Genomic DNA, 25,541 nt, shown 5'->3' on the forward strand with positions numbered 1-25,541 from the left:
CTCAGTGAAGACCCTCGCTTTCCATCATGGATCGCGAGGGTCTTCGCGTTTTGATCTCTTCATTTTGCCGTAAAGCGTCGCTTTCGCCTGGGGCAACCGATCGGGGGTGACCGCGCGCCTCTTCTCTTCGCTCAGTCGATCAGCTGGCGCTCGTACTCCTCACGAAACTGCTGCATCGAGCTGCGCACCACGGTCACCGCACCGTCGACCAGCCCGCACCGACCGCTGCCGGGGAGCAGGGCGCAAAGGCTCTCCAGCGCGCGCAGGTCGGCCTGCACTCCGACGCCGGTATCGATCCGGCGCAGCAGGCGGGAGAGCTGGTAGGTGCCGGTCTTGCAGGGCGTGCATTGGCCGCAGGAGCCCGCGGCGAAGAAATCGACGTACTCGGCGACCTTGCGCACGATGCTGGTCCCGGCGGAGATCACGATCATCGCGCCGGTGCCGAGCCTCGAGCCGCGCTGCGCGACCGAGTCGAAGTCCAGCGCCACATCCAGATCGTCGGCGGTCAGCAGCGTATTGGAGGGACCGCCGGTGAACACCGCCTTGAATGCCAGCGGCCCCAGCATGCCACCGCCGTGGGTGAAGACCAGCTCGCGCAGCGAAGTGCCCATCGGCAGTTCGAACAGGCCCGGCTCGAGCACGTCGCCCGATAGTGAGTAGAGCTTGGTACCGCAGGCCTCGCCGATTCCGAGGGCACGATACCAGTCGGCGCCGTGGCGCAGGATATGGGTGACGTTGGCCAGGGTCTCGACATTGTTGATCAGCGTTGGCCGGCCGTGCACGCCGGACTCCGCGGGGTAGGGTGGTTTGCGGCGCGGAAAAGGGAAGCCGCCCTCGATCGTGGCGATGACCGCGGTCTCCTCCCCGCCGATGTAGCGTCCCGAACTCTCGACTACGTCCAGCGCCAATCGCAGGCCTAGCCGTCGTTCGATCGGTGCGAGCAATCCGCTTGCGCGCCACTGCTCGATGGCCGCTCGCGTCGACTTCAATGCCTCATGCTGGTGCGGGTTGACGTAGAGAAGGACATGGTTGGCATCGACCGCGACCGCGGCGATCAGCGCACCCTCGATGACCTGATGGGGAGAGGCGCTGAGCAGGTGACGATCCTTGAAGGTGCCGGGTTCATCCTCGTTGCCATTGCACAGCACGTATTTGTCACCTGCGCTCTGGCCGGCGACGGACGACCACTTGCGATGGGTCGGAAAGCCCGCGCCTCCCATGCCGCGAAGCCCCGCGCGGGCGAGCGCGGGAATGATCCGTTCGGGCGCTGCCAGGGCGTGCCGCAAGCCTTCCGCTCCGCCGTTTTGCAGCCACGCGTCGAGATCGGCGCCGACCGCGGCGGTAGGGGCAAGCAGTACCGGTCGATGAGTCATTCGACCCCCCTTGCGCGCGGCGCATACATCGTTCGCTTACCACCACGCAGTGCCAGTTCATGGCCGAAATCGAAGTTGGCGTAGCTGGGGAACAGGTCGGGGCCGAAGCGATCGAGCGGCATTCCCGCCGCCACCAGTTGGCGCCGCCAGCCATGGAGGTGGAACAGCCCGACCTTGGGGGCGGGATGCCTGCTCGCGCTTCGCGCGGCGTGCAGGCCCGCGCGGCGACCGAAGGTGATGATTTCCTGCAGTGCGTTTCCCATCATCCGATTGCGGCCGTGGATGCCGCCGCTGAGTTCGCCGGTGCAGTAGAGCCCCGGCACAGAGGTCGTGCCGTTCTCGTCGATCACCACGCCGCCGTTCTGGTAGTGCAAAGTGGGGCGTACCATCATCGGCTCGCGGCTGGGATCGATGCCACATTGCCTGGCGAGGTGGCCGAGGCTGACCAGCCGCTGCGCGAGAGTGCCGGGCTGGCGCCGTTCTAGCTCGGGAATATCGAGAAACACCCCGACCATGCCTTCGCGCTCGATGCCGCGCCCCTCGGCACACTCGCGAAGAATCGCCGCCGAGACCACGTCGCGCGCAGCGAGCTCGTCGACGAAGCGCTCTCCGAGACCGTTGAGCAAATGGGCGCCGGCGGAGCGCGCGGCTTCGGAGATCAACCCGCCGAGGCGAAAAGACGGCCAGGCGACGCCAGTGGGGTGGTACTGGAACGAATCGAGTTCGCGCAGCGCAGCACCGATACGATAGGCCAGCACCAGTCCATCGGCGGTGGCGCCGTAATGATTGGAGGTGGGAAAGTCGTTGAGATGCAGTCGCCCGACGCCGCCGGTGGCGAGAATCACGCGACTGGCACGAACCAGCACGAAGCTGTGGAGAGCGAGGTCGTAGAGCACGGCGCCGACGCAGTGGCCCGCCTCATCGGAGAGCAGTTCGACCAGCGGGCAGCGATTCCACAGCCTGATCCGCTCATCGAGCTCGACGGCTTCCCGCAGCACCCGCATCATCTCGAGTCCGGTGTAGTCCTTGAACGAGAGGATTCGCGCTCGTGTCGCTCCGCCGGGCTTCTTGCGCAGCAGCTTGCCGCCGATCGCGCCGCCCTCGGCAAGATCGAAGCGCATGCCGCGGTCGATCAGCCAGCGGATGCTGTCCGGCGCCGAGGATGCCAGGCATGCCACCAGGCGGCGATCGGCGCAGCCGTGGCCTGCGCGCAGGGTATCCTCGAAATGGCGCTGGATCGAATCGTCCTCGCCGACCGCCGCTTGGATACCGCCCTCGGCCATCACTGTATTGCTGTCGCCGATACGCAGCTTGGTGGCGAGAATCACCCGCCCTCCGGCCTCGGCGGCAGTGAGCGCGGCGGCGCAGCCGGCACCGCCGCCGCCGATGATCAGCACCTCGGTGTCGACCACCGGGGCGCCGGCGAGGTCGGCATCCTCGATCCGGGCATTGCTCTGCAACCTGGCCGCCAGGGCGGTGGGGCATTCGCTGCCGCGGTTGGCGCCTACCGCCAGGCTGACGAGAGAGCCCTCGCGATAGTCCGGGTGATGGGCCTTCAATAGCGCCTCGACGTCATCGATCGGATTTGGTGCTGCATGGTCGCTGGCGAGCAGCCGCTCGAGCGCGAGACGATGGTCGATGCCGGTCATCCGCGGCTCCTCCCTGTGCCTAGGGTTGGGTCGACGCCACGTCCTGGTCGATGACCATCTCGCCTCGTTCGATCTGGTGCAGACGCAGGACCAAATCGGCCGGCCGGAAGCCGATCGCGGTGCTGAGGCGGCGAACGTAGAGGCCGAGGTGGTTGGGCGAGATCAGTTCGGGGCAGGCGATGGTGCAGAGATCGCACATGATGCACTCGTCGAAGCAATCGGCGGCGGAAAGATCACCGGCCGCGGCGAGCATGACGCCTTTGTGCACTTCCAGATGCTTGGGGCAGGCGCTATCGCATCCGCCGCAGTGGCGGCAGTGCTGGGCCTCGGGGAAGGTGGCATTGATTCGTTCGAGGATCCGCCAGCTGTCGCCGTTCCAGTCATCCATGGCGTAGACATGGTGACGGTGCATCGGCAGATGGTCGAGGAAGGCGACCTGCAGTCCCTCGCATGCACGAGTCTCGCAGGCCAGTGCGGAGAGCACCTCGGACTCGCCCTGGCGGCGGACGAGCACCCGGCATGAGCCGCAGACGCCTTGCCCCATGCAGCCGACCCCGTCGATCAATGTCTCTCCGGCATCGATCATCGCCTCGAGGATCGAGCGGGTGGGCTCGGTGTCGATCACGCAGCCGTTGACGGTGATGCGAACCTGGGATGTCTGCATGGCGGCGGCTCCTGTCGGTTGCCTGCCCGCTCGCTTTCAAGCGGCATGGCCCGGCGGCCTGGTCACGACGTCCATGTTAGACGTTTTTGTCCTGGTAGATAGTGTGGTTATTTGTCTCGCTTAAGCGCCGGGCCCGATCGGCTCAGTCGAAGTCGCTGGCCGCCTTGAATATCTCGCACAGCCGCTCGATCCCGGCCTGATCCTCGGCGCTGAAGCGCGCCTCGATGGGGCTGTCGATATCCAGTACGCCCCAGAGCCTGTCGTCGACCACGATCGGTACCACCAGCTCCGAGCGAGAGGCGGCGTCGCAGGCGATATGGCCTGGAAAGGCATGCACGTCGTCCACCCGCTGGGTCAGACGCGAGCGGGCCGCGGCGCCGCATACGCCGTGCTCGAAGGCGATCGGATTGCACGCGGGCTTGCCCTGGAACGGACCGAGGGTGAGCCAGCCGGGCGAGCTCTGCAGGTAGAAGCCGACCCAATTGAGCTGATCGAGCGAATGCTGGATGAAAGCGGCGGTCTGGGCCGAATTGGTCAGCCAGTCGCGGCTGTCGAGCAGTGCCTCGAGCTGGCGGCCAAGCAGGGAATAGTCCATCGCGGGCTCCTGGGGAAGAGGAAGGCGCCGGCCACCGCCGGCGCCTGGAGAGGGTTACTGCCAGCCAGGAATGGCACCGCCCTGGAACAGCGCCTCAGCGCGGCTGGCCACTTCTTCGGTCTGGAACGCTTCGACCAGGTGGCGAATCTTGGGCAGCTCCTGGTCGCCGTTGCGCACCACGATCAGATTGACGTAGGGCGAGTCGGTGCCTTCACGCAGCAGTGCATCCTCGGGAGTGAGCCCTGCGGGCTGGGCGAAGGTGTTGTTGATGAACGCCAGGTCGACGTCATCGAGCGAACGCGGCAGCTGGGCGGCATCGACTTCGCGGAACTGCAGGCCGTGGGGATTGTCGCTGATGTCGTCGAGCGTCGATTCAGGATTCTGGTCATCGACCAGCGAGATCAGCCCGGCGTGATCGAGCATCAGCAGCGCGCGGGCCTGGTTCGACGGGTCGTTGGGCAGCGCGATGGTGGCGCCTTCGGGCAGCGCCTCGATCGAATCATGGCGTCTGGAGTAGGCGCCGATCGGATAGAGGAAGGTGTTGCCGGCCGACACCAGGTCGTAACCACGATCCTGGTTCATCGCCTGGAGGTAGGGCGCGTGCTGGTAGGCGTTGGCGTCGATGCTGCCGTCGGCCAGCGCGGCGTTGGGCGAGACGTAGTCGGTGAACTCGACGATCTGGACGTCGAGGTCGAAGCGCTCCTTGGCGATGCGCTGGGCGACTTCCATCAGCTCGCTTTCGGGGCCTGCGATCACCCCGACGCGCACGCTGTCGTCATCGCTTGCACCGCCGCCGCAGCCGGCGAGCAGCGAGGAGAGCGCAAGCGCCCCGGCACCGAGGGCGAGGTGTGGAGAAAGACCTTTGAGTCGGTCGAACATGGTGGACATCCTTCTTGGTTCCAGTCGGGGCGCGTGGCCCGTGTCGTCATCGGCGCCCCGAGGCTCGAGGCCCGGGCGCAAGTGGGATGCGACCGGCCTGGGGCCGGTGCCGATTATGGTTATGGGGTTGCGTCGCGGCTCATTTGTGCTGCGCCTTGCGAACCAGGTAGTCGCCGATCATCTGGATCAGCTGCACCAGCACCACCATGATGGTGACGGTGCTGATCATCACCGCGCTGTCGTAGCGGTTGTAGCCGTAGTTGATGCCTATCGCGCCAAGGCCGCCCGCACCCACCGCGCCGGCCATCGCCGAATAGCCGATCAGGGTGATCAGCGTGATGGTCGCTGCGGTGATCAGCCCGCCGCGCGCCTCCGGCAGCAGCACCTTGAGTATGATCTGCGGCGCGGTGGCGCCCATCGATTGGGCGGCTTCGATCAGCCCGGGCGACACTTCGTTGAGCGATCCTTCGACCAGCCGGGCGACGAACGGGATCGCCGCCACGGTGAGCGGCACGATGGCCGCGTTGATCCCGATCGAGCTGCCGACCAGCAGGCGAGTGAAGGGCACTATCGCGACCATCAGGATGATGAATGGGATCGAGCGGCCGATGTTGACGATGATGCCGAGCAGCCCGTGCAGAAGCGGGCGGGCTAGGAACCGGTCGGGGCGTGTGACGTAGAGTGCCACCCCGAGCAGCAGTCCGAGCAAGATCGAGATGACGCCGCTCACCGCGACCATCACCAGGGTGTCGAGGGTCGCCTGCCAGAGGCGCTCGAGCATCGCTTCACTCATTCCCAGGAACATGTCCGATCACCTCCACGTCCAGATCGATGGATTGCATGTACGCGATCACCTCCGCGGTGGTCTCGGGATCGCCGATCAGCTCGGCGATCATAAGCCCCAGGGTGTGCGACTGGATCGCTTCGACCCGGGCCTGGAGAATGCTGATGTCGATATCGAAACGACGCGAAAGGTGCGAGATCAGTGGACGGTCGACGGATTCGGTGCCGAAGGTGAGACGCACCACCGGATGGGCTCGGCCGTCGCCGCGTTCGCCCATGCGCTCGAGCAGCTCGGGCGGTATCTCGAGCTCAAGGTAGTCGTTGATGAAGGCGCGCGCCGCCTGGCTTGCCGGTGCGGTGAAGAAGCGTCCCACCTCGGCGGTCTCGACCAGCTTGCCGCCTTCGATCAGCGATACTTGGTCGCATATCGTCTTGACCACCTCCATCTCGTGGGTGATCAGCAGGATGGTCAGCCCCAGCTTTTGGTTGATCTCCCTGAGCAGGGCAAGGATGGAGGTAGTGGTGTGGGGGTCGAGCGCCGAGGTCGCTTCGTCGCAGAGCAGCACCTTGGGGCGGCTGGCCAGCGCGCGGGCGATCGCCACGCGCTGTTTCTGGCCGCCGGAGAGCTGCGCTGGGTGACGCTCGGCCATGCTCGCAAGGCCGGTCAGCTCGAGCAGTGGCAGCACCCGTTCACGGATTTCCGCCTTGCTCATCTTCATCAGTTCGAGCGGCAGTGCCACGTTGGCGTAGACGGTGCGCGAATCGAGCAGATTGAAGTGCTGGAAGATCATGCCGATCTGGTGGCGGGCCGCGCGCAGACCCGCGGTATCGAGCCGGGTCAGCTCGACGCCGTCGACTTCCACCCGGCCCGAGGTCGGGCGTTCGAGCAGGTTGACGCAGCGGATCAGGGTGCTCTTGCCGGCCCCTGAGAGGCCGATGACGCCGCTGATGGTGCCGGCGGCGACGTGCAGATCGATGCCATCGAGGGCGGTGACCGCTCGTTCGCCGCTGCCATAGGTCTTGACGATGTTTTCTAGGGTAATCATTGGCCTGTCGGGTCGAGGCGACGGCTTCGCGACGCAAAAGCGCCAGGCGTCGAAGAATGGGGGCGGTGAGAATCGAAACTGCGGGCGGGGAGCGGGGCGGGACGACCATCCGCTGGAAGACCAAGGCGGCGTCGAAGCGATCGGACACGACACCCCGTTTAGCAGTATTTGCTCTGGCGCCCGCAAGCAGGGATCAAATCAGCGCCTGTCGAATGGGGCGGAATTCTAGGCACCGGGGCGATCGACGTCAATCGCGCGGCCCGCTCGGCAGTCGAGCGGTGGCCGTGACAGAATGGCTGCCTTCGCGCTAGTCGGCCCATGCGCTATCCAGCCATCAACAGGAGTCGGTCATGTTCACCGGAATCATCCAGGGAGTCGCCGAGGTCGTCGCGATCGAGCGCCGCGCGGGCCTCCACCATCTCACCGTCGCACTGCCGCAGGGGCTCGAGCGCGGGCTCGAAACCGGGGCTTCCGTGGCCCACAACGGCTGCTGCCTGACCGTCACCGAGATCGACGGTACGCGGGCGGGCTTCGACTTGATGGCAGAAACGCTGAGGGTGACCAATCTTTCAGGCCTCGAGGTCGGTGACCGGGTCAACATCGAGCGCGCTGCGCGCTTCGGCGACGAGATCGGCGGCCACGCGATGTCCGGGCACATCATCTGCCAGGCGACGCTCGAGGAGATCATCGAGGCACCGAACAATCGCAGGCTGTGGTTCCGGCTGCCGGGCGAATTCCTGCGCTTCGTGTTCGACAAGGGCTACATCGGCGTCGATGGCGCCAGCCTGACCGTCGCGGCAGTGGAGGGAGAGCGCTTCTGCGTCGACCTGATCCCAGAGACGCTGGCACGCACTACGCTCGGCGAGCGCTCGACCGGCGCGCGGGTCAACATCGAGATCGATCCGCAGACCCAGGCCATCGTCACTACCGTGGAGCGCGTGCTTGCCGCGCGCGCGGGCGAAACCGTCGCATCGTCACCGGCGGTTAAGCCCGGGCGGGATTTGGATTAGACTAGGCCACCTCTGAGTGTTCATCCGTCCTGCGCCTGGCCCTTTCGATGCGGCGATCTCGCCCGCTCGTGGGGCGGGCCTGGGCAGTCATCCCAAGCATGGATCGAGTCGCGCGAGGCCTCGCGCGTGAAGGAGAGACCCCGTTGGAGAACTCGATGAGCGTCTATGGCGACTACATCAAGTCGGTGATTCGCACGGTGCGCAACTGGCCGGAGCCTGGCGTCAATTTCCGCGATATCACTCCGCTGCTGCAGAACAGCGCCGCCTTTCGCAAGCTGATCGACAGCTTCGTGCACCGCTATCAGGAGCTCGAGATCGACGCCATCGCGGCGATCGACGCGCGCGGCTTCATCATCGGCGCGCCGCTCGCCTATGAGCTCGGCTGCAGCTTCGTACCGGTGCGCAAGAAGGGCAAGCTGCCGTTCAAGACGATCAGCGAGACCTATAAACTGGAGTACGGCGAGTCGACCGTCGAACTGCACTCCGACGCTTTCCGTCCGAAGGACCGCATTCTGATCGTCGATGACCTGATCGCCACCGGCGGTACCATGCTCGCCGCCGCCAAGCTGATCGAGCGCAGCGGTGGGCTGGTGGTCGAGACCGCGGGAATCATCGATCTGCCCGAGCTCGGTGGGTCCAAGCGCATCCGCGAGGCGGGCCACAGCGTGTTCGCCGTGTGCAGTTTCACCGAATCGGAGTGAGTCGAGATGAGCAACAGCGACCGCTACCAGCACTACTTCACCGTCTCCTGGGATCGCCTGCACCGCGACGTGCGCGAGCTTTGCGACAGCCTGCTCAATCGCCGCTTCGAGGGCATCGTCGCGGTGGCCCGCGGTGGGCTGATCCCGGCGGGGCTGATCGCGCGCGAGCTCGATATTCGCCTGGTCGACACCGTCTGCGTGAAGAGCTACGACAAGATGGAGCAGGGCGAGGGCATCGACGTGCTCAAGGGCATCGACCATGACGGCGATGGCTGGTTGCTGGTCGATGACCTGGTCGATACCGGCAAGACCGCGCGGGCGGTGCGCGAGATGCTGCCCAAGGCGCATTTCCTCACCATCTACGCCAAGCCCGAGGGGCGCGAGCTGGTCGATCAGTATCATTCCGAGGTGGCTCAGGACACCTGGATCCAGTTTCCCTGGGATACCGGCTTCGCCTATGTCGAGCCGCTGGCCGACCGCCGTCGTCGCGGCCAGGACTGAATCTTCCAGTGCAATGCCCAACCGCGCGGCGCGCTTGGGCTTTCCCACCGAAGTCAAGGATATCGCCGATGCCCGCTGTGCTCCCCGACGATTGGAACGCGACTCTCGGCGCTGAGTTCGAGGCGCCCTACATGCGCTCGCTCAGGCGTTTCCTGCAGGAGCGCAAGGAGCGGCGCCGAATCATCTACCCCCATTCGAAGGATTGGTTCCGCGCCTTCGAGCTGACCCCTCTGTCCCAGGTCAAGGTGGTGATCCTCGGCCAGGACCCTTACCACGGTCCCGGTCAGGCGCACGGGCTATGCTTCTCGGTGCGCCCGCAGGTGGCGATCCCGCCCTCGCTGGTCAACATCTACCGCGAGCTCGCCGCCGACGAGGTCGATTTCACCCCGGTCAACCACGGCTTTCTCGAGAGCTGGGCGCGCCAAGGCGTGATGCTGCTCAACAGCGTGTTGACGGTGGAGCAGGGTGCCGCCGGGTCGCATCGCGATCAGGGCTGGGAGCAGTTCACCGACCGTGCGATCGAGCTGATCAATCGTGAATGCCCCCATGTGGTGTTCCTGCTCTGGGGCAGCTATGCGCAGAAGAAGGCGGCGTTCGTCGACCGTGAACGCCATCTGGTGCTGCATTCGCCGCATCCCTCACCGCTCTCCGCGCATCGCGGCTTCTTCGGCAACCATCACTTCTCGCGCGCCAACGCCTTCCTCCGCGATCATGGCATCACTCCCGTGGACTGGCGGCTGCCCGAGCGAGTCGAGTGAGTCGCATCGCCACATCTACAATGAACTAAGGTTATCGATATGAGCGTTCACGCCATCAATCACCCGCTGGTCCAGCACAAGCTCGGCCTGATGCGCGCCAAAGGCGTCAGCACCAAGCAGTTCCGCGAGCTCGCCAGCGAAGTCGCCGAGCTGCTCACTTATGAGGCGACTCAGCACCTCGAGCTCGAGCCCCGGACGATCGAGGGTTGGACCGGCGAGCGGATCGAGGTCGAGAAGATCAAGGGCAAGAAAGTCACCATCGTGCCGATCCTGCGCGCCGGGATCGGGATGATGGATGGGGTCACCAACCTCATTCCCAGCGCGCGGATCAGTGTGGTCGGGCTCTATCGCGACGAGCAGACCCTGGAGCCGGTGCCCTATTTCGAGAAGTTCGTCTCCGATCTCGATGAGCGCCTCGCGCTGGTGATCGACCCGATGCTGGCTACCGGCGGCTCGATGATCGCCACCATCGAAATGCTCAAGGCGCGCCAGTGCCGCGAGATCAAGGTGATCGTGCTGGTCGCGGCGCCGGAAGGGATCGAACGGGTGCTGAAAGCCCACCCGGAGATCGAGATCTACACCGCCTCGGTGGACCAGGGGCTCGACGAGCATGGCTACATCGTGCCGGGACTGGGTGATGCCGGCGACAAGATCTTCGGTACCCGCTGAGTCTGCGTCCCGGGTCGAGGCAGTGGTCCTCGCCGGTGGCGAGGGCCGGCGCATGGGGGGAGTCGATAAGGGGCTGGTCGAGTTCGCCGGACGCGCGTTGGTCGAGCATGTGATCGAGCGGCTTGCGCCCCAGGTCACCAGCGTGTCGATCAGCGCCAATCGTTCCCTCTCGGCCTATCGGGCGCAGGCCGCCGGTGCGGTGTTCGAGGATCGAGGCGAGTGCGCGGGTGCCGGTCCCCTGGCTGGCATCGACGCCGCGCTGGCGCGGATGCGGCCCGGGACCGAGTGGCTTTTGGTCGCGCCCTGCGATGCGCCGCTGCTGCCGCTGGATCTCTGCTCGCGGCTGCTTGCCGTCGCGCAGGAGAGCACCGAGGTGGTCTACGCTTGCGATCGCAAGCATTGCCATCCCACCGTCGCACTGCTGCGGCATGAATTAGCACCTCGTCTTCGCACCGCGCTGCGTGAAGGCGTGCGTCGTCCGCTCGATTTCTATGCCGGCTGTGAGACCCGGATCGCGCAGTTTCCCGATCCGATCGCGTTCGCCAACCTCAATACCCCGGCTCAGCTCGCCGAGCTTGAATCCATGCTGCGCGGCTGACCAATGGAGTACGTTAGATGAACGATCGCATCGCGCCCGTGCAGAGCGCCATCCCGCTGATCGGTATCGTCGGCTGGAGCGGCTCGGGCAAGACCACGCTGCTCGAGCGGCTGCTGCCGTTGCTGCGCGAGGCGGGCGAGCGTTGCGCGGTGATCAAGCATGCCCACCATCAGTTCGACATCGACCAGCCCGGGAAGGACAGCCACCGGTTGCGCAGCGCGGGAGCGGTACCGATGCTGGTCGCATCGGGGCGCCGCTACGCAATGATGGTCGAGACGCCGGGGCGTGAAGAACCCGATCTGGTCGAGCTGGTCGAGCGGGTCTCGGATCTGGCGCCGACGCTGGTCCTGGTCGAAGGCTTCAAGCACGCCCCTCTGGCCAAGCTCGAGGTCCATCGACCGGCGCTCGGCAAACCGTTGATCGCGACCAGCGACCCTTGGGTCATCGCGGTGGCCACGCCTGCGCCGCTTGGGCTGCCGGCAGGAGTGGAGAACCTCCAGCTGGACCAACCCAGGGCGCTGGTCGACTGGCTGCTCGGCTGGCGCCGTGGCTGGCCGTCGCACAATGCGCCGCGGCAGACCGTCGAGCACCAGCGATGAGCGTCCAGCGACTTTCGCTCGCCGAGGCCCGGGCAAGGATCACCGCGGCGCTGGGCGAGTTTTCCAGCCGGCGTCGGCTGGCCACCGTGGCGCTCGATCAGGCCCGTGGCCGACTGCTCGATCAGCCGGTGATCGCCGGGCTTGATCTGCCCGGCATGGATAGTTCGGCGATGGACGGTTTTGCCCTGGCGATCTCCTCGCTCGCTGGCAGCCCACGGCTGCGGCTGGTGGGGGAGAGCTTGGCGGGACACCCGTTCCGCGGCCGGGTCGCGGCTGGTGAGGCGGTACGTATCGCAACCGGCGCGCTGTTGCCGGATGGCTGCGACACCGTGGTGGTACTCGAGCGGTGCACGCTCGAAGGACAATGGCTCGAGATAGAGCGTGATCCAGCGGTGCGGCGGGGCGAGCACATCCGCCGGCGAGGCGAAGCGGTGGCCCGCGGTGACCAGGTGCTGGATGCCGGCACTCGACTCGATTTTCGCCACCTCGGACTGCTCGCAGCCCTTGGTCACGACGAAGTGCAGGTGCGCGATCGGATACGCGTCGCGCTGTTCTCGAGCGGCGACGAGCTGCGAGCGCCCGGGCGGGCGCTCGACCCGGCGAGCGGTTTCGATGCCAATCGGCCGCTGCTCGCCGCACTGCTGCGTCGCCGCGGTGTCGAGCTGGTCGACGGCGGCATCCTCGCCGACGATCCTGGCGCGCTCGCGCGTGCCTTCGATAGCGTCGCCGAGCGGGTCGATTTGATCGTCACCACCGGCGGCGTTTCACTGGGACCCAAGGATCACCTGCGCGATGCGCTGGCGGCATCCGCCGGCCTGGACTTCTGGCGTGTGGCGATGAAACCGGGCCAGGCGATGGCGTTCGGCCGCTGGCGAGGCGTGGCACTGCTCGCTCTGCCGGGCAATCCTCTGGCCGCGCTGGTCGGTGCGCTGCAGCTGGTGCTGCCGGCGCTGTCGCTGCTGGAGGGGGGCGAGGCCACGCCGCGCCGCGTGCATGCCTGCCTCGACTCTGCGGTCGAGGGGCGCCGAGGACGCTGCGACCTGCTGCTCGGGGTCTGCTACGTCGATGCGACGGCGCGGTGCCGGGTGCGTCCGTTGGCAAGACAGAATTCGCATATGCTCGGCACGCTCGCTGGGGCCAACTGCTTGATCGAGCTCGATGAGGAGCGCGAGCGGGCAGAACCAGGGGAGGTGGTGAGCATTCAACCTTTCGGAGAGACACCATGAGCCGCACGTTCACCCACTTGAATGCCCGGGGCGAGGCCCACATGGTCGATGTCGGCGACAAGCCTGTCAGCCACCGCGAAGCGCGGGCCAGCGCCAGGGTGAGGATGGCGGCCGAGACGCTGGTGCGTCTGGTCGAAGGGGGACTACCCAAAGGCGATGTCCTGGCCACTGCGCGTATCGCCGGCATCCAGGCGGCCAAGCGCACCGCTGAGCTGATCCCGCTGTGCCATGCGCTGCCGCTCTCCTCGGTGCGGATCGATTTCGACATCGACCCTGCGCTGCCGGGCGTACTGGTCGAGGCGCGCTGCCGTGTCGAGGGGCGCACCGGTGTCGAGATGGAGGCGCTGACCGCGGCCTCGGTCGCCTGCCTGACGCTCTACGACATGTGCAAGGCCGTGGACAAGGCGATGGTGGTCGAGGCGCTCCAGCTCGAGCGAAAGACCGGCGGGAAGTCGGGGGACTGGCAGCGTGTGCCGGCGCCCGACGCGCCCTCGGGGGCGGAGGGGGAAAATGCCGGGGCGGACCCGGGCGACACGGGAGGCGATTACGTCGCGCCGCAGGGCGCTTGCGTGCAGGTGCGTTTTTTCGCCGAACTGCGTGAACGTTTGCAGTGCGATAGCTTGAGTGTTCCGATGACAGACATGGACACCCCTACTATCATCGCGCTCAAGCAGGCGCTGATCGCGCGAGACTCGCGCTTTGCCGCGCTCGATGAACCGCGGGTGCTCTGCGCGCTCAATCGACGGATGAGCAAGTTCGACGCCTCGCTCTCGCCCGGCGACGAAGTCGCCTTCTTTCCTCCGGTGACCGGAGGATGAAACGCATCGCGATTCAGACCGAGGGTTTCGATCTCGGCGCGGTCGAGTCGTGGCTCACCGCTGGGCGTTCTGAATTGGGCGCGATGGTCTCATTCGTCGGTCGAGTGCGTGATTTCAGCGATCGACCGGGAGTCAGGGCGCTGACGCTCGAGCACTATCCGGGAATGACCGAAGCGGTGCTCGATGCCCTGGCCGATGAGGCGTCGACCCGCTGGCGGCTCGGCGGCGTGGCGATCATCCACCGCGTCGGGCGGCTCTCACCTGGCGATGAAATCGTCCTGGTCGCTGTCGCCTGCGCGCATCGCAAGGCGGCCTTCGAGGCGTGCGAATTCATCATCGATCGGCTCAAGACCCAGGCACCTTTCTGGAAGAAAGAGCATAGTGACGAAGGTGATCGCTGGGTCGGCGAGCGAATGAGCGACCGCTGGGCCAGCGAGCGATGGGAGGGACCATGAGCCAGTCTAGCGACAACAGGGGATTGATCGACGATTTCGGGCGGAGGGTGCGCTACCTGCGTATTTCCGTCACCGATCGTTGTGACTTTCGCTGTGTCTATTGCATGAGCGAGAAGATGACTTTCCTGCCTCGACAGCAGGTGCTGACGATCGAGGAAATGGCGAACGTCGCCAGCGCTTTCGTCTCGCTCGGGGTGGAAAAACTGCGGATCACCGGCGGCGAGCCATTGGTGCGCCAGGGCATCGGCACCTTGATCCCGATGCTTGGCGAGCTAAAGTCTCGCGGGCTCAAGGAGCTCGCCATGACCACCAATGGTTCGCAGTTGGTGCGTCACGCACGGGCCTTGCGCGAGGGTGGGGTCGACCGGCTCAACGTGAGTCTCGACTCCCTCGATGCACAGCGTTTTCGCCGTCTGACCCGCACCGGTGAATTGAGCAAGGTGATCGCCGGTATCGACGCTGCCCAGGCGGCGGGATTCGACAGGATCAAGCTCAACGCGGTGATCATGCGTGGGCGCAACGAAGACGAAGTGCTGCGGCTGGTCGAGTTCGCGCGGGAGCGTGAGCTGGACATTAGTTTCATCGAAGAAATGCCGCTGGGGAACGTCTCCGACCATGGTAGAGATGAAACCTATTGCTCCAGCGACGAAGTGCAGAGAATCATCGAGCAGCGCCATGTATTGACGCCTTCGACCGAGTCGACGCTGGGACCATCGCGCTATTTCAGAATGAGCGATGCGAAGAGTCGCATCGGCTTCATTTCTCCGCACAGCCACAATTTCTGCGCCAGCTGCAATCGCGTCCGCGTGACTGCCGAAGGGCGACTGCTGCTGTGCCTGGGTAATGAGCACTCGCTCGATCTACGTGCGATCCTGCGCCGCTATCCGGGCGATATGGCGCGCCTTGAGCGTGAGATCATCGCGTCGATGAGGCTCAAACCCTACCAGCATCATTTCACCACCGACGGCGATGTACAGATCGTACGCTTCATGAACATGACCGGGGGTTAGGAGAGCGCCGGATTGTTTGATCTTAAATCGGCATCCCATGATCGAATCGGGCAGTGAATGTGAGAAAGAAAAATAGCCCATTGCGATGAGATGGATATGCAGTTAAAACCATCTCATCTTATAATGCTGGCGAACATTCCATCTTCGAGGAGAAGACATGTCCAGTGACGATCTTGCCCGTATTGCTCGCAACAAGAACGTAGCTCGTGCCGCTGCGCGGCAGTTGAGCATGGAGCAGCTGGTCAAACTGTCTGAGATCATCAATGACGTGATCACTCAGAAGCGTGACGAGGAAACGCAGCGTCAGCAGGAAGAGAAGCTCAAGGAAGAGAAGCTCGCCGAGATTCGCGATGCCATGAGCAGTGCTGGTCTCTCCGTCGACGATTTAGTCGCCGAGCGCCCGAAACGTCGGGGTCGTCCGCCGAAAAATGCCGCGAAGTGATCATCTGCGCATCCAGTCGTGATGCGCTTTTTTCCTCGGAGCTGAACCCCCGCTAGCCGCGGGGGTTCACTTCGTTCAGGGGGCCACTTCGACGATGTCGAGATGGATTCTCGCCACGCGCTGGCCGTGATCGAACAGCCAGTGGCTCAGGGCATCGAGGAGGAATTCACGCAGCTCTCGGGTGCTGCGTGCCTGTTGGTCGACCAGGCGCTCGTCGAGCCAGTCGCTGAGTACGTATTCGTCGATTTCGACGCCCAGCGGCGGGTCGACGATCAGTCGCCCGACGCGCGACCAGCCCGATTCATCGTGGACCACTGGTAGCACGAGGGCGAGCACGGGGCGTGAGTCGCGGCGATTATCGCTGCGGCGCTGCTCGATCAGCCGCGGCGCGAGTTCCAACCGTGTCTCCAGCTCGACCCGCTGTCCATCCCAGCGCAGCCAGTCACCATCGCGAGGGCTGATATCGCCTTCGATGCCCAGTTCGTGAGCGAGTGCCAGGTGGGCGCGCTGATGCTCTTCGGTACCGTGCACCGGCAGCAGGTAGCGAGGCTTGATCCAGCCATAGAACGTGCGTAGTTCGTCCCTGGCCGGGTGGCCGGAGGCGTGCAGTTCTGGATGCTCGCTCTCGTCCATCACCTCGATCTGGCGGCGCCGCAGCGCCGAGACCAGGCTTGCGATCGCGCGTTCGTTGCCGGGAATGATCTTGGACGAGAAGATCACCGTGTCGCCGGCTTCGAGTTCGAGCTCCATGTGCCGCCCCTGCGCCATGCGGGAGAGCGCAGCGCCTGGCTCGCCCTGGCTGCCGGTGGCGATCAGCAGCACTTCCTCGCGTGGAAGGTAGCCCGCGTCCTTGAGCGGCACGGGCAGCGGGAAGGCCTCCAGGTAGCCGCAGCTCTTGGCGATCTGGACCATTCGCTGCATCGCCCGCCCGGCCAGCACTACGCGACGATTGCTTCCGCGCGCGGCGAGCCCGGCGGCGTGGATACGGGCGAGGTTGCTGGCGAAGCAGCTCACCACCACGCGCCCCTGGCATTTGGCGATCGCCGAAGCGAGTGCCTGGGCTACGCTTCCCTCGCTCGCCGAGTGGCCACTGACCGTGGCGTTGGTGGAGTCGCCGACCACCAGGTCGATCGGCGCCAGACCGCGAAACAGTGCCTCGTCGATCCGCTGGCCGAGCAGCGGTTGGCTGTCGAGTTTCCAGTCCCCGGTGTGCAGCAAGCGGTGCTTGCCGACGGTGATCAGCAGCGCGCAGCTTTCGGGAATCGAGTGGGTGACCCCGAGGGTGCGCACACCGAAAGGCTCGATTTCGAAAGCGTCGCCGGGCTGGAAGACCTGGATCGCCCCGGTGTCTAGGCCGTGCTGGGAGAAGCGGTGACGCAGCATCGCGGCGGCCAGCGGTGACGCCCAGATCGGGCAGCCCCAGCGCGGCCACAGCCAGACGATTGCACCGATATGATCTTCATGACCGTGGGTGACGACCAGCGCGGAGGGCGTGATCCCCCGCTGCCGGAGTGCCTCTACATCGGGTACCTGCAGGGGAGAGCCAGGCAGCTCCTGGTGGATCATCATGCCGCAGTCGATGGCGATCCAGCGATCCTCACTCCCATAAAGAGTGAGGTTCATGCCAATCTCGCCGCACCCCCCCATGAACAGGACATCGAGCGGCGAACGGCGGCGAGGACGAATGGATACATGGTGTCGGCTCATGGGACGCCTTTTGCCGTTGGGCATTTCACTATACGCGGCGTGACTGGATCGCGACAATCGCACCCGCTTCGAAGTCGCTGAATATACAGTGATTCATCTTCGCGCCGCTTGGTTCATTGGGGGGCGGCGGGCTCTTCGAAGAGCACCAACTGACGTTCCAACGCCGCATCGGCGAGACGTACGCCGACGCCGAGCAGGCGGATCGGTCGCTGGCCGCGCTGCCAGGCCTGGTCGAACAGCGTGATGAAGTTGTCGAGCTGCGGCGCCAGGCCGCCGCTTTCGAGCGTGGTGCTGGTGAAGTCGTCGAATCGGACCTTGACGAACAGTTTTCCGATCGAAGGAGCGCCATGGCGGGCGAGGCGCTCGGCGAGACGTTCGACCAGCGGAGCCAGCGCCGTGCAGCGGGCCTGCTGGTCGTCGATGTCGCGGTCGAAAGTGGTTTCGACGCTTACCGACTTGCGCTCGCGGTGGGTCTTCACCTCGCGCTCGTCGATACCGCGGGAAAGCTCGTAGAGCCGCCGTCCGAACTTGCCGAAATGGTCGATCAGCTCGGCGATGGGACGCTGCCGCAGCGCCTGGCAGTCTGCGATGCCCATTTGTTCCAAGCGGGCGGCGGTGGCGGGGCCGACGCCCGGCAGCTTGCCGACCGGCATGGCGCTGACGAACGCATCGACCTGGTCGGGAGTGATCACGTATAGGCCATCCGGCTTGCGCCAGTCGCTGGCGATCTTGGCGAGAAACTTGTTCGGTGCCACGCCTACCGAGATGGTGATGCCGGTGACCTCTCGCGTGCGCGCCTTGAGCCACTCGGCCATCCAGGTGCCGCTGCCCTTGAAGCGCTCGATGCCGCTGATGTCGAGGAAGGCCTCGTCGAGGGAGAGCGGCTCGATGCGATCGGTCAGCTGCTGGAAGATCGTCATGATCTCGGCGGAGACCTGCCGATAGCGTTCGAAATCGGGGGGGATGAGTCGCAGCTGGGGGCAAAGTCGCAGCGCCTGCGCGCTCGACATCGCAGAGTGCACGCCGAAGCGTCGCGCAGGGTAGTTGCAGGTCGCCACTACCCCACGCTGCTCGGGGCGGCCGCCGATGGCGATGGGAATGTCGCGCAGACTGGGATCATCGCGCATTTCCACCGCGGCATAGAAGCAGTCGCAATCGGCGTGGAGGATCTTTCGCATGGGGCGATCTTCGCGTCATCCTGGATGAATGTCCAGCCCCTGCGCTGGCCTATCATGGCGCATCAGCGCCTTGGTATCGCTTTGGATGCTCTTTCATCGTCCATTTGAGTTTTACTCCACGAATGTTTGTTTTTATTCAAGGTTAGCGGGGACGATATGGGAGTTGGCTAAAAAGGCGAGACGGTGTGTTCTAAAGAATGAAATAAAATGTAAAGTGGGACTTATCCGGGTGTCTTCCATTACTTGCATGGGGTAAGATTTCGGTCCCAAGGTGGGATCCAGCTTTTGGTCCTGCATGCGTGAACAATGCGTCGGCGGAAAAGTAAGCATCCATTATGAACCTTTGCCACTGACCAGAGGTCTTGAATGGTGGCTCTTGCCTCAACCTGATTGGAGATGCTCCTAGATGTCACTTCTCAGCGATTATTTACTCAAAGAACAGCAGATCAAGAAGCTGCGTGAAGAACTTCAGAAGCTCGAGCAGGATCAACGGCTTAAAGTGGAGTTGGAGTTCAAGGGCAAGCTCGAGTCGCTGATGGGCGAGTTTGACAAGAGCGTTTCGGAAGTGATCGAGATTCTGGCCCCCCAAGGTGAGAGTACATCGCGCGATGTGGCTAAATCCGGCGGCAAAGGCACCGGCACGCGCCGAAAACGCAAGCTGAAGATCTACAAGAACCCTCATACCGGCGATGTAATTGAAACGCGTGGTGGCAACCACAAAGAACTCAAGGAATGGAAAGAACAATACGGCGCCGAGACGGTTGAGAGCTGGCTGGAAGGCACCGAAGCTTGAATGAGCAGCGCATCGAGCCGTGTTCGCGGCGTCGATGACGGTTTGTCGTCTCGCTGCTTGAATGCGTTCGTGCTTGAGATCGAGCGACCGCCCACCGGGTCATCCTGGTGGGCGGTTTTCGTTGTATGCAGCTGGCAATGGCGTGGGTTGGCCGTATCGGCGCGCTATATTGTGCACAAGCCGGGATTGCCACCGAGGAGGCCTAATGAGTCACGCCGATCCTAGCGTATCGGAACTACAGCAGCAGGTGATCGACATCGCGCGCCGAGCGGGCGAGGAGATCATGCGTATCTATGCTCGAGACGATACTACACCGGTGTCGCTCAAGGCTGATCACACGCCGCTGACCGAGGCCGATCGCAGCGCCCATCGCTTGATCCACCAGGCACTGAGCGCGCTCACCCCTGAGGTGCCGGTGCTGTCCGAGGAGTCGAGCGCGGTGGAGCTCGAATCGCGCCGGCAGTGGTCACGTTTCTGGATGGTCGACCCGCTCGATGGCACCAAGGAGTTCATTCGTCGCAATGGCGAATTCACCGTCAATATCGCACTGATCGACGCGCATCGACCGGTGCTCGCGGTCATCGAAGCGCCGGCGCTGGATGTTGGCTATACCGCGCGCAGCGGCGCGCCGGCGCTGCGCTATCCGAGCGGCCCCGGGTGCTCGGGTGCGGCGCAGTGGGAGGTGCTCCAGGCGCGGCGATGGTACGAGCGCACGCCGCTGCGCTTGCTCGAAAGCCGCTCCCATTCGCGAGATCCACAGGGGCGCTGGCGCCGTCTGCTGCCCGAGCACTCCACCCGACGGCTTGGCAGCTCGTTGAAGAGTTGCCAGATCGCCGCGGGAGAGGCGGATCTGTACCTCCGTCTCGGTCCGACCGGGGAGTGGGACACGGCGGCCGCGCAGCTGATCCTCGAATGCGCCGGCGGTGCGCTGGTCGAGCTGGGCGAGCATTCGCTCGGCGAGGCATTGGGTTACAACCGGCGCGACAGCCTGATCAACCCCCACTTCGCTGCTTTCGCGCCCGGTGTTGCGCCGTTGCTCGAGGCGTTGCTCAACCGGGCCGATTGAACCTCTGTGTCGCTGGGACGAATGGATTTGAATACCTCGCATGCTCGACGCCCTTTGCGGCTTCCATCTTGTCTTCATCCACGCCGTGCCAGTCGGTAGCGACGCCCTGGTCGATCGAACGCCGGCGGGAATCGATCGGCCCGGCTTCGCGTCCGCTGCCCGCCCGCGCCGGCGGCTGACAGAGACCGCATACGTAGCCGCAGCGCGGCGCGTTGGCGTGGTCGATGAACAGGACCTCGCAGCGGGTACAGCGTGTGGTCTGCAGCAAGTCGCCGTCGAGAAAGCGCAGCATCGTCCAGGCCCGGGTCAGAGAGAGCAGGGCGTTTTCCCATGCATCCTCCTGCCATTGCAGGTAGAGCCGGTAGCTCTTCAGCAATCGTTCGGCTGGGGCGGCACTGGTGCGCAGTTCGAACTGGCGGTGGATGTTGTAGAACAGCGAGGCGTGCATGTTGGGACGCCATTGGAGAAACCAGTCAGCGGCGAAGGGAAGCGCCCCCTTGGGCAGGTGGGCGCCGGTCTTTTCTCGGTGGATTCTCGCAAGTCGTCCGTAGGAAATGGCGACGCTCTGCATGATCACCGAGGTGCGCGCGCCGAGCTCGATCATTTCTATTGCCAGCTGTTGCTGGTGCATCTGCTCGATCAGTCCTTGACCGGCCATTTTTCCCTCCATCACTTCGAATAGCGCAGCGAAGCGCAGGTGATGGGGTCGAGCAGGCTCAGCATGCGTCGGGCGCTGTGCGCCTCGGCCAGCCGTCGCTGCGACGGGTCGCTCTCCAGCAGGGTGGGATCCCGCAGGGCGAAAACGCACAGTAGCTGGCTTATGTGGGCAAGCTCCACCAGCTGTTGAATGGGTAGCGCAAGCAGACGCGTGGCGATGTCGGTATCGATACCAAGCTGCAGGATCGCCTGGTCGAGGTCATGCTTGATAAGGTCGCGGGCGAGGATCAGATAGGCCAGATTGTGCCGATGAACTTTGGAGAGCAGTGCTAGGTCTTGTTCTTTCTTTTCCATGATGATGCCCTTTCGTGCATTATCGATAGGAGTAATCATTTGCATTGATGGAAATCGGCAAGCCGATGGCGCGCTTTAATTTCTTATTTAAGAAACCATTAAAGTTATCCCGGACACTTTGTCGATGCTGCGATTGCATCATGCTGCGGATGCTGGCTAACATCATGCGTGCCCGAAGGACGGACGAAGAGATGCCCGTGTTGGAACTGATCCCCAAACCTTTCCTATTCGTTCGCCATGGCGAAACTTTTCATAATCGTGCGCGTATCGTGGCCGGTAGGCTCGATGTCGTACTTACCGATAAAGGCAAGCAGCAGGCGATCGCCGCACGAGAAAAGCTCGCCGGCTGGCACGCCTGCGTAGTGGCCTCGAGCCCACAATTTCGCGCACGCCAGACCGCGATGCTGGCGGTGCCGGGCTGCCGGCCGCTGCTGCTCGAGGGGTTGTGTGAACGCGATTGGGGGCCTTTGGAGCTCGGCCCCATCCTGTTGCCGATGCCCTATCTCGATCCACCGGAGGGTGCCGAGGCATGGGAGCATTTCGTCGAGCGAGTGGGGCGCACGATCAATGCCCTGCTCGAACGCTACGAGCGGCCGCTGATCTTCGCTCACTCCGGCGTCTTCCGAGTGATTCGCCATCTCGCCTTCGGTACCCATGAAGGGCCGCGCATCGGCAACGTCGAACCGACCCAGATCCTGCCGCCTGACCAGCACTCCGGCAGCTGGCGGTTCGAGCCGCTCTGAGCGCCGGGGAGCCGCGCGGACGGGCTAGTCGACGAGGCGCAGCTGGGTGCCGGCGGTCTCCAGTCGTGCCCGCCATTCTTCGTTCGGCAGACGGTCGCTGACCAGCACATCGACCATGCTCAGCGGGCCGACCTGGACCGGTGCGCGTCCATCGAACTTGGAGGCATCGGCGAGCAGCACCGTGCACTCGGCATGACGCTTCATCACCCGCTTGATCTCCGCCTCGCCGATGTTCGCCTCCATCAGCCCGCGCTCGGCGTCGAGCGCCATCGCACCGATGAACGCTATATCGGCATGGAAACGCGCCAGGCAGCTTTCGGCGATCGGGCCGACGAAGGCCAACGATTTGCCGAGCAGCTCCCCACCGCAGCACAGCAGGGTCGCATCGCTCTCCACGCCCGCGGTGATTCGCGCCGAGTTGGTGACCACCGTGACGTTGCGCCGGCTGCGCAGCGCCCCCATCAGTTCGAAGGTGGTGGTGCCGGCGTCGATCATGATCGTCATCCCATCCTCGACCAGCGCCGAGGCGCTCTGGGCGATGCGTCGCTTGTGGTCGACGTAGAGCGTCTCGCGCGCCCAGTAGGGCAGGGCGCTGTCACCTTCGCGGCGCAGCACCGCGCCGCCATAGGTGCGCTTCAGCCAGCCTTCGCGTTCGAGCTTCTCGAGATCGCGCCGAATGGTCTCTTCGGTCACCCGGAAGCGCTCGCTGAGCGCGCCGACATGGACCTTGTGTTCGCGCTGCAGGGTGGAAAGGATCTGCTGCTTTCTTTCTTCGGGGAGCATGGCGATGGCGCTTTCGTCGTGTTTGCGAGGATTTAACGCAGGATTCCCACAGCAAACAACATCGACCTTGGCCTAAGAATTACCTTCAAGCCCCATTCGTGCCGGGTGAAGCGGGGCCTGGAAGCAATTCCAGCCCAGTCGGCACGATGATGCCGGTCCTGCCACACTGATGGCGATCTGGCTGGAGAAGCGATGAGCTGGCAGTATCGGTCTTCGCTGTAATGTACGATCGGGCTTTGCTTCTGTGGGGTGGTTGCACGCTGTCTTTTCCCCGAGCCTCTACTACCCTGAGGGAAGCCGGTCACCTTTGGTGACGCCTGAATAGCTGGCCCGGCCTCGTGCGAAGGTGTTTTCGACTCGATATGTCCAAGCGCGCGGATCCGGGCGGTTTCCAGGCAAACCATCCATAAGAGCTATCCAGACGAATCATCCAGACGAACCGTCATCGATCAAGGAGACGACATGAGTATCAAGAAGAAGGGATCTGCGCACTGGTCCGGCTCGATCAAGGAAGGCAAGGGCACGGTCTCCACCGAAAGCGGTGCGCTCAAGCAGAATCCGTACGGTTTCAATACCCGCTTCGAGGGGCAGCCCGGCACCAACCCGGAGGAGCTCTTGGGGGCTGCGCACGCGGCGTGCTTCTCGATGGCGCTGTCGCTGATGCTTGGCAATGAAGGTCTCACCGCCACCAGCATCGACACCACCGCCACCGTATCGCTGGACAAGGATGGTGAAGGATTCTCGATCACCGCGGTGCACCTTGCCACCAGCGTCGAGATACCCGGTGCCGACCAGGCCCAGTTCGACAAGATCGTCAACCAGGCGAAGGAGGGATGCCCGGTGTCCAAGCTGTTCGATGCCGAAATCACTCTCGACGCCAAACTAGTGAGCTGAAGATACTTGCCCGGATGGCGGCTTCGCCATCCGGGCCCGCGCTGATGTTGGCAGCTCGCGCGCGGAGGTGTGTGCGATTAGACTGCGGGGCCTGATCCCGCCGAGATGCCGATGCCTTCTTCCTCCCCGTCCCTCGATCCTGCAGTTTCCCCCCATCAGCAGCCGCTACGGCAGACGCGCGACTGGATCACGCGGATAGTCGTCGGTCTCGATCTCTGTCCCTTCGCTCGCCGCGAACTCGACGCCGGAAGGGTGCGCTATCGCGCGGTCGACGGCGGCGACTTCGCTCTCGCGCTGGCCGCGCTCGACGAGGAGGTCCGCCTGCTCGACGAGGACGAAACGATCAGCACCACGGTGATCGTGCTGGTCGACCGCACGCTCGACTTCGACACTTATCTGGATTGGCTCGAGCTCGCCGAGCGCTGGCTGGCGATGGCCGGCTACGAAGGGATCTACCAGATCGCCAGTTTCCACCCCGACTACCGCTTCGAAGGCAGTCCCGCGAGCGATCCCGCGCATCTGACCAACCGAGCGCCCTGGCCGCTCTTCCACTTGCTTCGAGAGCAGCAGCTCGAGCAGGCGCTGGCCTGTTTTCCGCACCCTGAGCGCATCCCCGAGCGCAACGTAGCCCTGCTTCGCGAGCTGGGCGAGCAGGGCGTGGCGCGGCTACTTACCGACCGCGGCTGCGATTGAATCGAAGGATCGAGCCGAAAGCGGCGGGTCAAACGATGTCGAGTGGTTCCTTGCGCTGTGGCGGGGTGAAGGCGCGGTCGAGTCGCGCAAGTTCGGCCTCGCTCAATTCGATCTCGAGAGACTGGGCATTCTCCGCCAGGTGCGAAGGCTGTACCGCCTTGGGGATCGCCAGTATGTCGCGCAGACCATCCCGGGGGCGAATCGTCCAGGCCAGCAGCAGCTGAGTGGGAGAGATTCCCCGCGCCTCGGCGATGGCCTTCACCTCCGGGTGTTCACGCAGCGCTCGACTGGAGACGCCTCCCTGGGCCACTGGGCAGTAAGCCATCGTCGGCATCCTCAACTCGCGCATGCGCGGCAGCAGAGCGTATTCGATTCCGCGCGAGCCGAGATGATAGAGCACCTGGTTGGTGGCGCAGCGCTCGCCGCCTGGCAGCGCCGCCAGCTCATCGATGTCGTCGACGTCGAAGTTGGATACCCCATAGCGCAGGATCTTGCCCTCTTCCACGAGTCGCTCGAACCCCTCGAGGGTTTCCTCGAGCCGGGTGCCGCCGCGCCAGTGCAGCAGGTAGAGATCGAGCCGGTCGGTACCCAGTCGCGCCAGGCTGCGCTCGCAGGCGCGTACCACCGCGTCGCGCCCAGCGTGTGAAGGCAACGCCTTGGAGACCAGGTAGGCCTCGTCCCTGCGCCCGGCAAGCGCTCGGCCGACGATCTCTTCGGCGTGGCCATCGGCGTACATCTCGGCGGTGTCGATCAGCTTCAAACCCAGATCGAGCCCGCGGCGCAGCGCCTCCGCTTCCTCTTCCGGGGTGTATAGGCCCTCTCCCATGTGCCAGGTGCCTTGGCCGATGGCGGGCAGGCGGACACCGGCGAAGTCGAGCGTGGCTGTCATATGCATGG

The 25,541-nt window shown here is 64.5% G+C and carries 30 protein-coding genes; 17 read left to right on the forward strand and 13 right to left on the reverse strand.

The genetic code is table 11. The features are described 5' to 3' along the window. Window positions 1-131: 131 nt before the first annotated feature. From A5892_RS09345 to A5892_RS09375, 7 genes are all read right to left on the reverse strand, one after another. Window positions 132-1,373, reverse strand: a complete 1,242-nt coding sequence (locus A5892_RS09345) for a complex I 51 kDa subunit family protein (protein ID WP_064122566.1) — start codon at window positions 1,371-1,373, stop codon at window positions 132-134. Further along, window positions 1,370-3,022, reverse strand: coding sequence for an FAD-binding protein (locus tag A5892_RS09350; protein ID WP_064122567.1), 1,653 nt, complete (start codon window positions 3,020-3,022; stop codon window positions 1,370-1,372). The genes A5892_RS09345 and A5892_RS09350 overlap by 4 nt, the downstream gene beginning before the upstream one ends. A 19-nt stretch (window positions 3,023-3,041) precedes the next feature. After that, window positions 3,042-3,686 (reverse strand): hypothetical protein, encoded by a 645-nt coding sequence (locus A5892_RS09355; protein WP_064122568.1) that lies wholly within the window; start codon window positions 3,684-3,686, stop codon window positions 3,042-3,044. 142 nt (window positions 3,687-3,828) lie between these two features. Beyond that, window positions 3,829-4,281 carry a GAF domain-containing protein gene (locus tag A5892_RS09360; RefSeq protein ID WP_064122569.1) on the reverse strand — a complete coding sequence of 151 codons (453 nt, stop codon included), beginning with the start codon at window positions 4,279-4,281 and terminating at the stop codon, window positions 3,829-3,831. Between the two features lie 54 nt (window positions 4,282-4,335). After that, a complete protein-coding gene (locus tag A5892_RS09365) occupies window positions 4,336-5,160 on the reverse strand; it encodes a MetQ/NlpA family ABC transporter substrate-binding protein (protein WP_064122570.1) in 825 nt (274 codons plus the stop codon). A gap of 139 nt (window positions 5,161-5,299) precedes the next feature. After that, window positions 5,300-5,953 carry a methionine ABC transporter permease gene (locus A5892_RS09370; RefSeq protein ID WP_064122571.1) on the reverse strand — a complete coding sequence of 218 codons (654 nt, stop codon included), beginning with the start codon at window positions 5,951-5,953 and terminating at the stop codon, window positions 5,300-5,302. Further along, window positions 5,946-6,989, reverse strand: coding sequence for a methionine ABC transporter ATP-binding protein (locus tag A5892_RS09375; RefSeq protein WP_064122572.1), 1,044 nt, complete (start codon window positions 6,987-6,989; stop codon window positions 5,946-5,948). Before A5892_RS09375 ends, A5892_RS09370 begins: the two co-directional genes overlap by 8 nt. Before the next feature lie 350 nt (window positions 6,990-7,339). On the opposite strand from A5892_RS09375, the gene A5892_RS09380 reads away from it, so the two are divergent. The 12 genes from A5892_RS09380 to A5892_RS09435 all read left to right on the forward strand — a co-directional run bounded on the left by A5892_RS09380 (window position 7,340) and on the right by A5892_RS09435 (window position 15,776). Beyond that, window positions 7,340-7,999: a riboflavin synthase gene (locus A5892_RS09380; RefSeq protein WP_064122573.1), complete on the forward strand. Its 660-nt coding sequence runs from the start codon at window positions 7,340-7,342 to the stop codon at window positions 7,997-7,999. Window positions 8,000-8,154: 155 nt separating this feature from the next. Next, window positions 8,155-8,700, forward strand: coding sequence for an adenine phosphoribosyltransferase (locus A5892_RS09385; RefSeq protein WP_027350777.1), 546 nt, complete (start codon window positions 8,155-8,157; stop codon window positions 8,698-8,700). A gap of 6 nt (window positions 8,701-8,706) precedes the next feature. Continuing rightward, a complete protein-coding gene (gpt, locus tag A5892_RS09390) occupies window positions 8,707-9,201 on the forward strand; it encodes a xanthine phosphoribosyltransferase (protein WP_064122574.1) in 495 nt (164 codons plus the stop codon). Window positions 9,202-9,269: 68 nt separating this feature from the next. Further along, a complete protein-coding gene (gene ung / locus A5892_RS09395; RefSeq protein ID WP_064122575.1) occupies window positions 9,270-9,959 on the forward strand; it encodes a uracil-DNA glycosylase in 690 nt (229 codons plus the stop codon). A 39-nt stretch (window positions 9,960-9,998) separates the two neighbouring features. Continuing rightward, entirely contained in the window at window positions 9,999-10,628 is a 630-nt protein-coding gene (gene upp / locus A5892_RS09400) for a uracil phosphoribosyltransferase (RefSeq protein ID WP_064122576.1), read from the forward strand. Further along, the gene (gene mobA, locus A5892_RS09405; RefSeq protein ID WP_064122577.1) at window positions 10,597-11,226 is read left to right on the forward strand and encodes a molybdenum cofactor guanylyltransferase MobA; all 630 of its coding nucleotides are present in this window, start codon (window positions 10,597-10,599) and stop codon (window positions 11,224-11,226) included. The genes upp and mobA overlap by 32 nt, the downstream gene beginning before the upstream one ends. Window positions 11,227-11,243: 17 nt before the next feature. Further along, a complete protein-coding gene (gene mobB, locus A5892_RS09410; RefSeq protein ID WP_064122578.1) occupies window positions 11,244-11,825 on the forward strand; it encodes a molybdopterin-guanine dinucleotide biosynthesis protein B in 582 nt (193 codons plus the stop codon). Next, window positions 11,822-13,051 (forward strand): molybdopterin molybdotransferase MoeA, encoded by a 1,230-nt coding sequence (locus A5892_RS09415; RefSeq protein WP_064122579.1) that lies wholly within the window; start codon window positions 11,822-11,824, stop codon window positions 13,049-13,051. The genes mobB and A5892_RS09415 overlap by 4 nt, the downstream gene beginning before the upstream one ends. After that, on the forward strand, window positions 13,048-13,869 hold the full coding sequence (gene moaC, locus A5892_RS09420) for a cyclic pyranopterin monophosphate synthase MoaC (RefSeq protein WP_064122580.1): 822 nt from the start codon (window positions 13,048-13,050) through the stop codon (window positions 13,867-13,869). The genes A5892_RS09415 and moaC overlap by 4 nt, the downstream gene beginning before the upstream one ends. Beyond that, on the forward strand, window positions 13,866-14,324 hold the full coding sequence (gene moaE / locus A5892_RS09425; RefSeq protein ID WP_064122581.1) for a molybdopterin synthase catalytic subunit MoaE: 459 nt from the start codon (window positions 13,866-13,868) through the stop codon (window positions 14,322-14,324). Before moaC ends, moaE begins: the two co-directional genes overlap by 4 nt. Then, complete coding sequence (moaA, locus tag A5892_RS09430; RefSeq protein WP_064122582.1) at window positions 14,321-15,334, forward strand: GTP 3',8-cyclase MoaA; 1,014 nt, start codon at window positions 14,321-14,323, stop codon at window positions 15,332-15,334. The genes moaE and moaA overlap by 4 nt, the downstream gene beginning before the upstream one ends. 157 nt (window positions 15,335-15,491) lie before the next feature. After that, window positions 15,492-15,776 carry an H-NS family histone-like protein gene (locus A5892_RS09435; RefSeq protein ID WP_064122583.1) on the forward strand — a complete coding sequence of 95 codons (285 nt, stop codon included), beginning with the start codon at window positions 15,492-15,494 and terminating at the stop codon, window positions 15,774-15,776. Between the two features lie 75 nt (window positions 15,777-15,851). Here A5892_RS09435 and A5892_RS09440 read toward each other — a convergent pair whose 3' ends face one another. Next, window positions 15,852-17,399, reverse strand: a complete 1,548-nt coding sequence (locus tag A5892_RS09440; protein WP_064122584.1) for a ribonuclease J — start codon at window positions 17,397-17,399, stop codon at window positions 15,852-15,854. A gap of 197 nt (window positions 17,400-17,596) precedes the next feature. After that, window positions 17,597-18,661 carry a DNA polymerase IV gene (gene dinB, locus A5892_RS09445; RefSeq protein WP_064122585.1) on the reverse strand — a complete coding sequence of 355 codons (1,065 nt, stop codon included), beginning with the start codon at window positions 18,659-18,661 and terminating at the stop codon, window positions 17,597-17,599. 406 nt (window positions 18,662-19,067) lie between these two features. On the opposite strand from dinB, the gene A5892_RS09450 reads away from it, so the two are divergent. Continuing rightward, the gene (locus tag A5892_RS09450) at window positions 19,068-19,454 is read left to right on the forward strand and encodes a histone-like nucleoid-structuring protein, MvaT/MvaU family (protein WP_064122586.1); all 387 of its coding nucleotides are present in this window, start codon (window positions 19,068-19,070) and stop codon (window positions 19,452-19,454) included. Between the two features lie 205 nt (window positions 19,455-19,659). Next, window positions 19,660-20,520 carry a 3'(2'),5'-bisphosphate nucleotidase CysQ gene (gene cysQ / locus A5892_RS09455; protein ID WP_064122587.1) on the forward strand — a complete coding sequence of 287 codons (861 nt, stop codon included), beginning with the start codon at window positions 19,660-19,662 and terminating at the stop codon, window positions 20,518-20,520. On the opposite strand, the gene A5892_RS09460 is transcribed toward cysQ, so the two are convergent. Next, window positions 20,504-21,178, reverse strand: coding sequence for a FlhC family transcriptional regulator (locus A5892_RS09460; RefSeq protein ID WP_064122588.1), 675 nt, complete (start codon window positions 21,176-21,178; stop codon window positions 20,504-20,506). The genes cysQ and A5892_RS09460 overlap by 17 nt on opposite strands. 11 nt (window positions 21,179-21,189) lie before the next feature. Continuing rightward, a complete protein-coding gene (locus A5892_RS09465; protein ID WP_064122589.1) occupies window positions 21,190-21,531 on the reverse strand; it encodes a flagellar transcriptional regulator FlhD in 342 nt (113 codons plus the stop codon). 191 nt (window positions 21,532-21,722) lie between these two features. On the opposite strand from A5892_RS09465, the gene A5892_RS09470 reads away from it, so the two are divergent. Next, window positions 21,723-22,274, forward strand: a complete 552-nt coding sequence (locus A5892_RS09470) for a histidine phosphatase family protein (protein ID WP_190295674.1) — start codon at window positions 21,723-21,725, stop codon at window positions 22,272-22,274. A 24-nt stretch (window positions 22,275-22,298) separates the two neighbouring features. Here the strand turns inward: A5892_RS09470 and A5892_RS09475 are convergent, their stop codons facing one another. After that, window positions 22,299-23,057 carry a DeoR/GlpR family DNA-binding transcription regulator gene (locus A5892_RS09475; RefSeq protein ID WP_064122590.1) on the reverse strand — a complete coding sequence of 253 codons (759 nt, stop codon included), beginning with the start codon at window positions 23,055-23,057 and terminating at the stop codon, window positions 22,299-22,301. Window positions 23,058-23,519: 462 nt separating this feature from the next. Between A5892_RS09475 and A5892_RS09480 the strand changes: the two genes are divergently transcribed. Both A5892_RS09480 and A5892_RS09485 read left to right on the forward strand, forming a co-directional pair. After that, window positions 23,520-23,951, forward strand: a complete 432-nt coding sequence (locus tag A5892_RS09480; protein WP_064122591.1) for an OsmC family protein — start codon at window positions 23,520-23,522, stop codon at window positions 23,949-23,951. A gap of 111 nt (window positions 23,952-24,062) precedes the next feature. Next, the gene (locus A5892_RS09485) at window positions 24,063-24,644 is read left to right on the forward strand and encodes a DUF1415 domain-containing protein (RefSeq protein ID WP_064122592.1); all 582 of its coding nucleotides are present in this window, start codon (window positions 24,063-24,065) and stop codon (window positions 24,642-24,644) included. Between the two features lie 28 nt (window positions 24,645-24,672). Here the strand turns inward: A5892_RS09485 and A5892_RS09490 are convergent, their stop codons facing one another. Continuing rightward, window positions 24,673-25,533, reverse strand: coding sequence for an aldo/keto reductase (locus A5892_RS09490; protein WP_064122593.1), 861 nt, complete (start codon window positions 25,531-25,533; stop codon window positions 24,673-24,675). Between the last annotated feature and the right edge of the window lie 8 nt (window positions 25,534-25,541).

It is taken from the genome of Halotalea alkalilenta (assembly GCF_001648175.1).
GTDB classification, from domain to species: Bacteria; Pseudomonadota; Gammaproteobacteria; order Pseudomonadales; family Halomonadaceae; genus Halotalea; species Halotalea alkalilenta_A.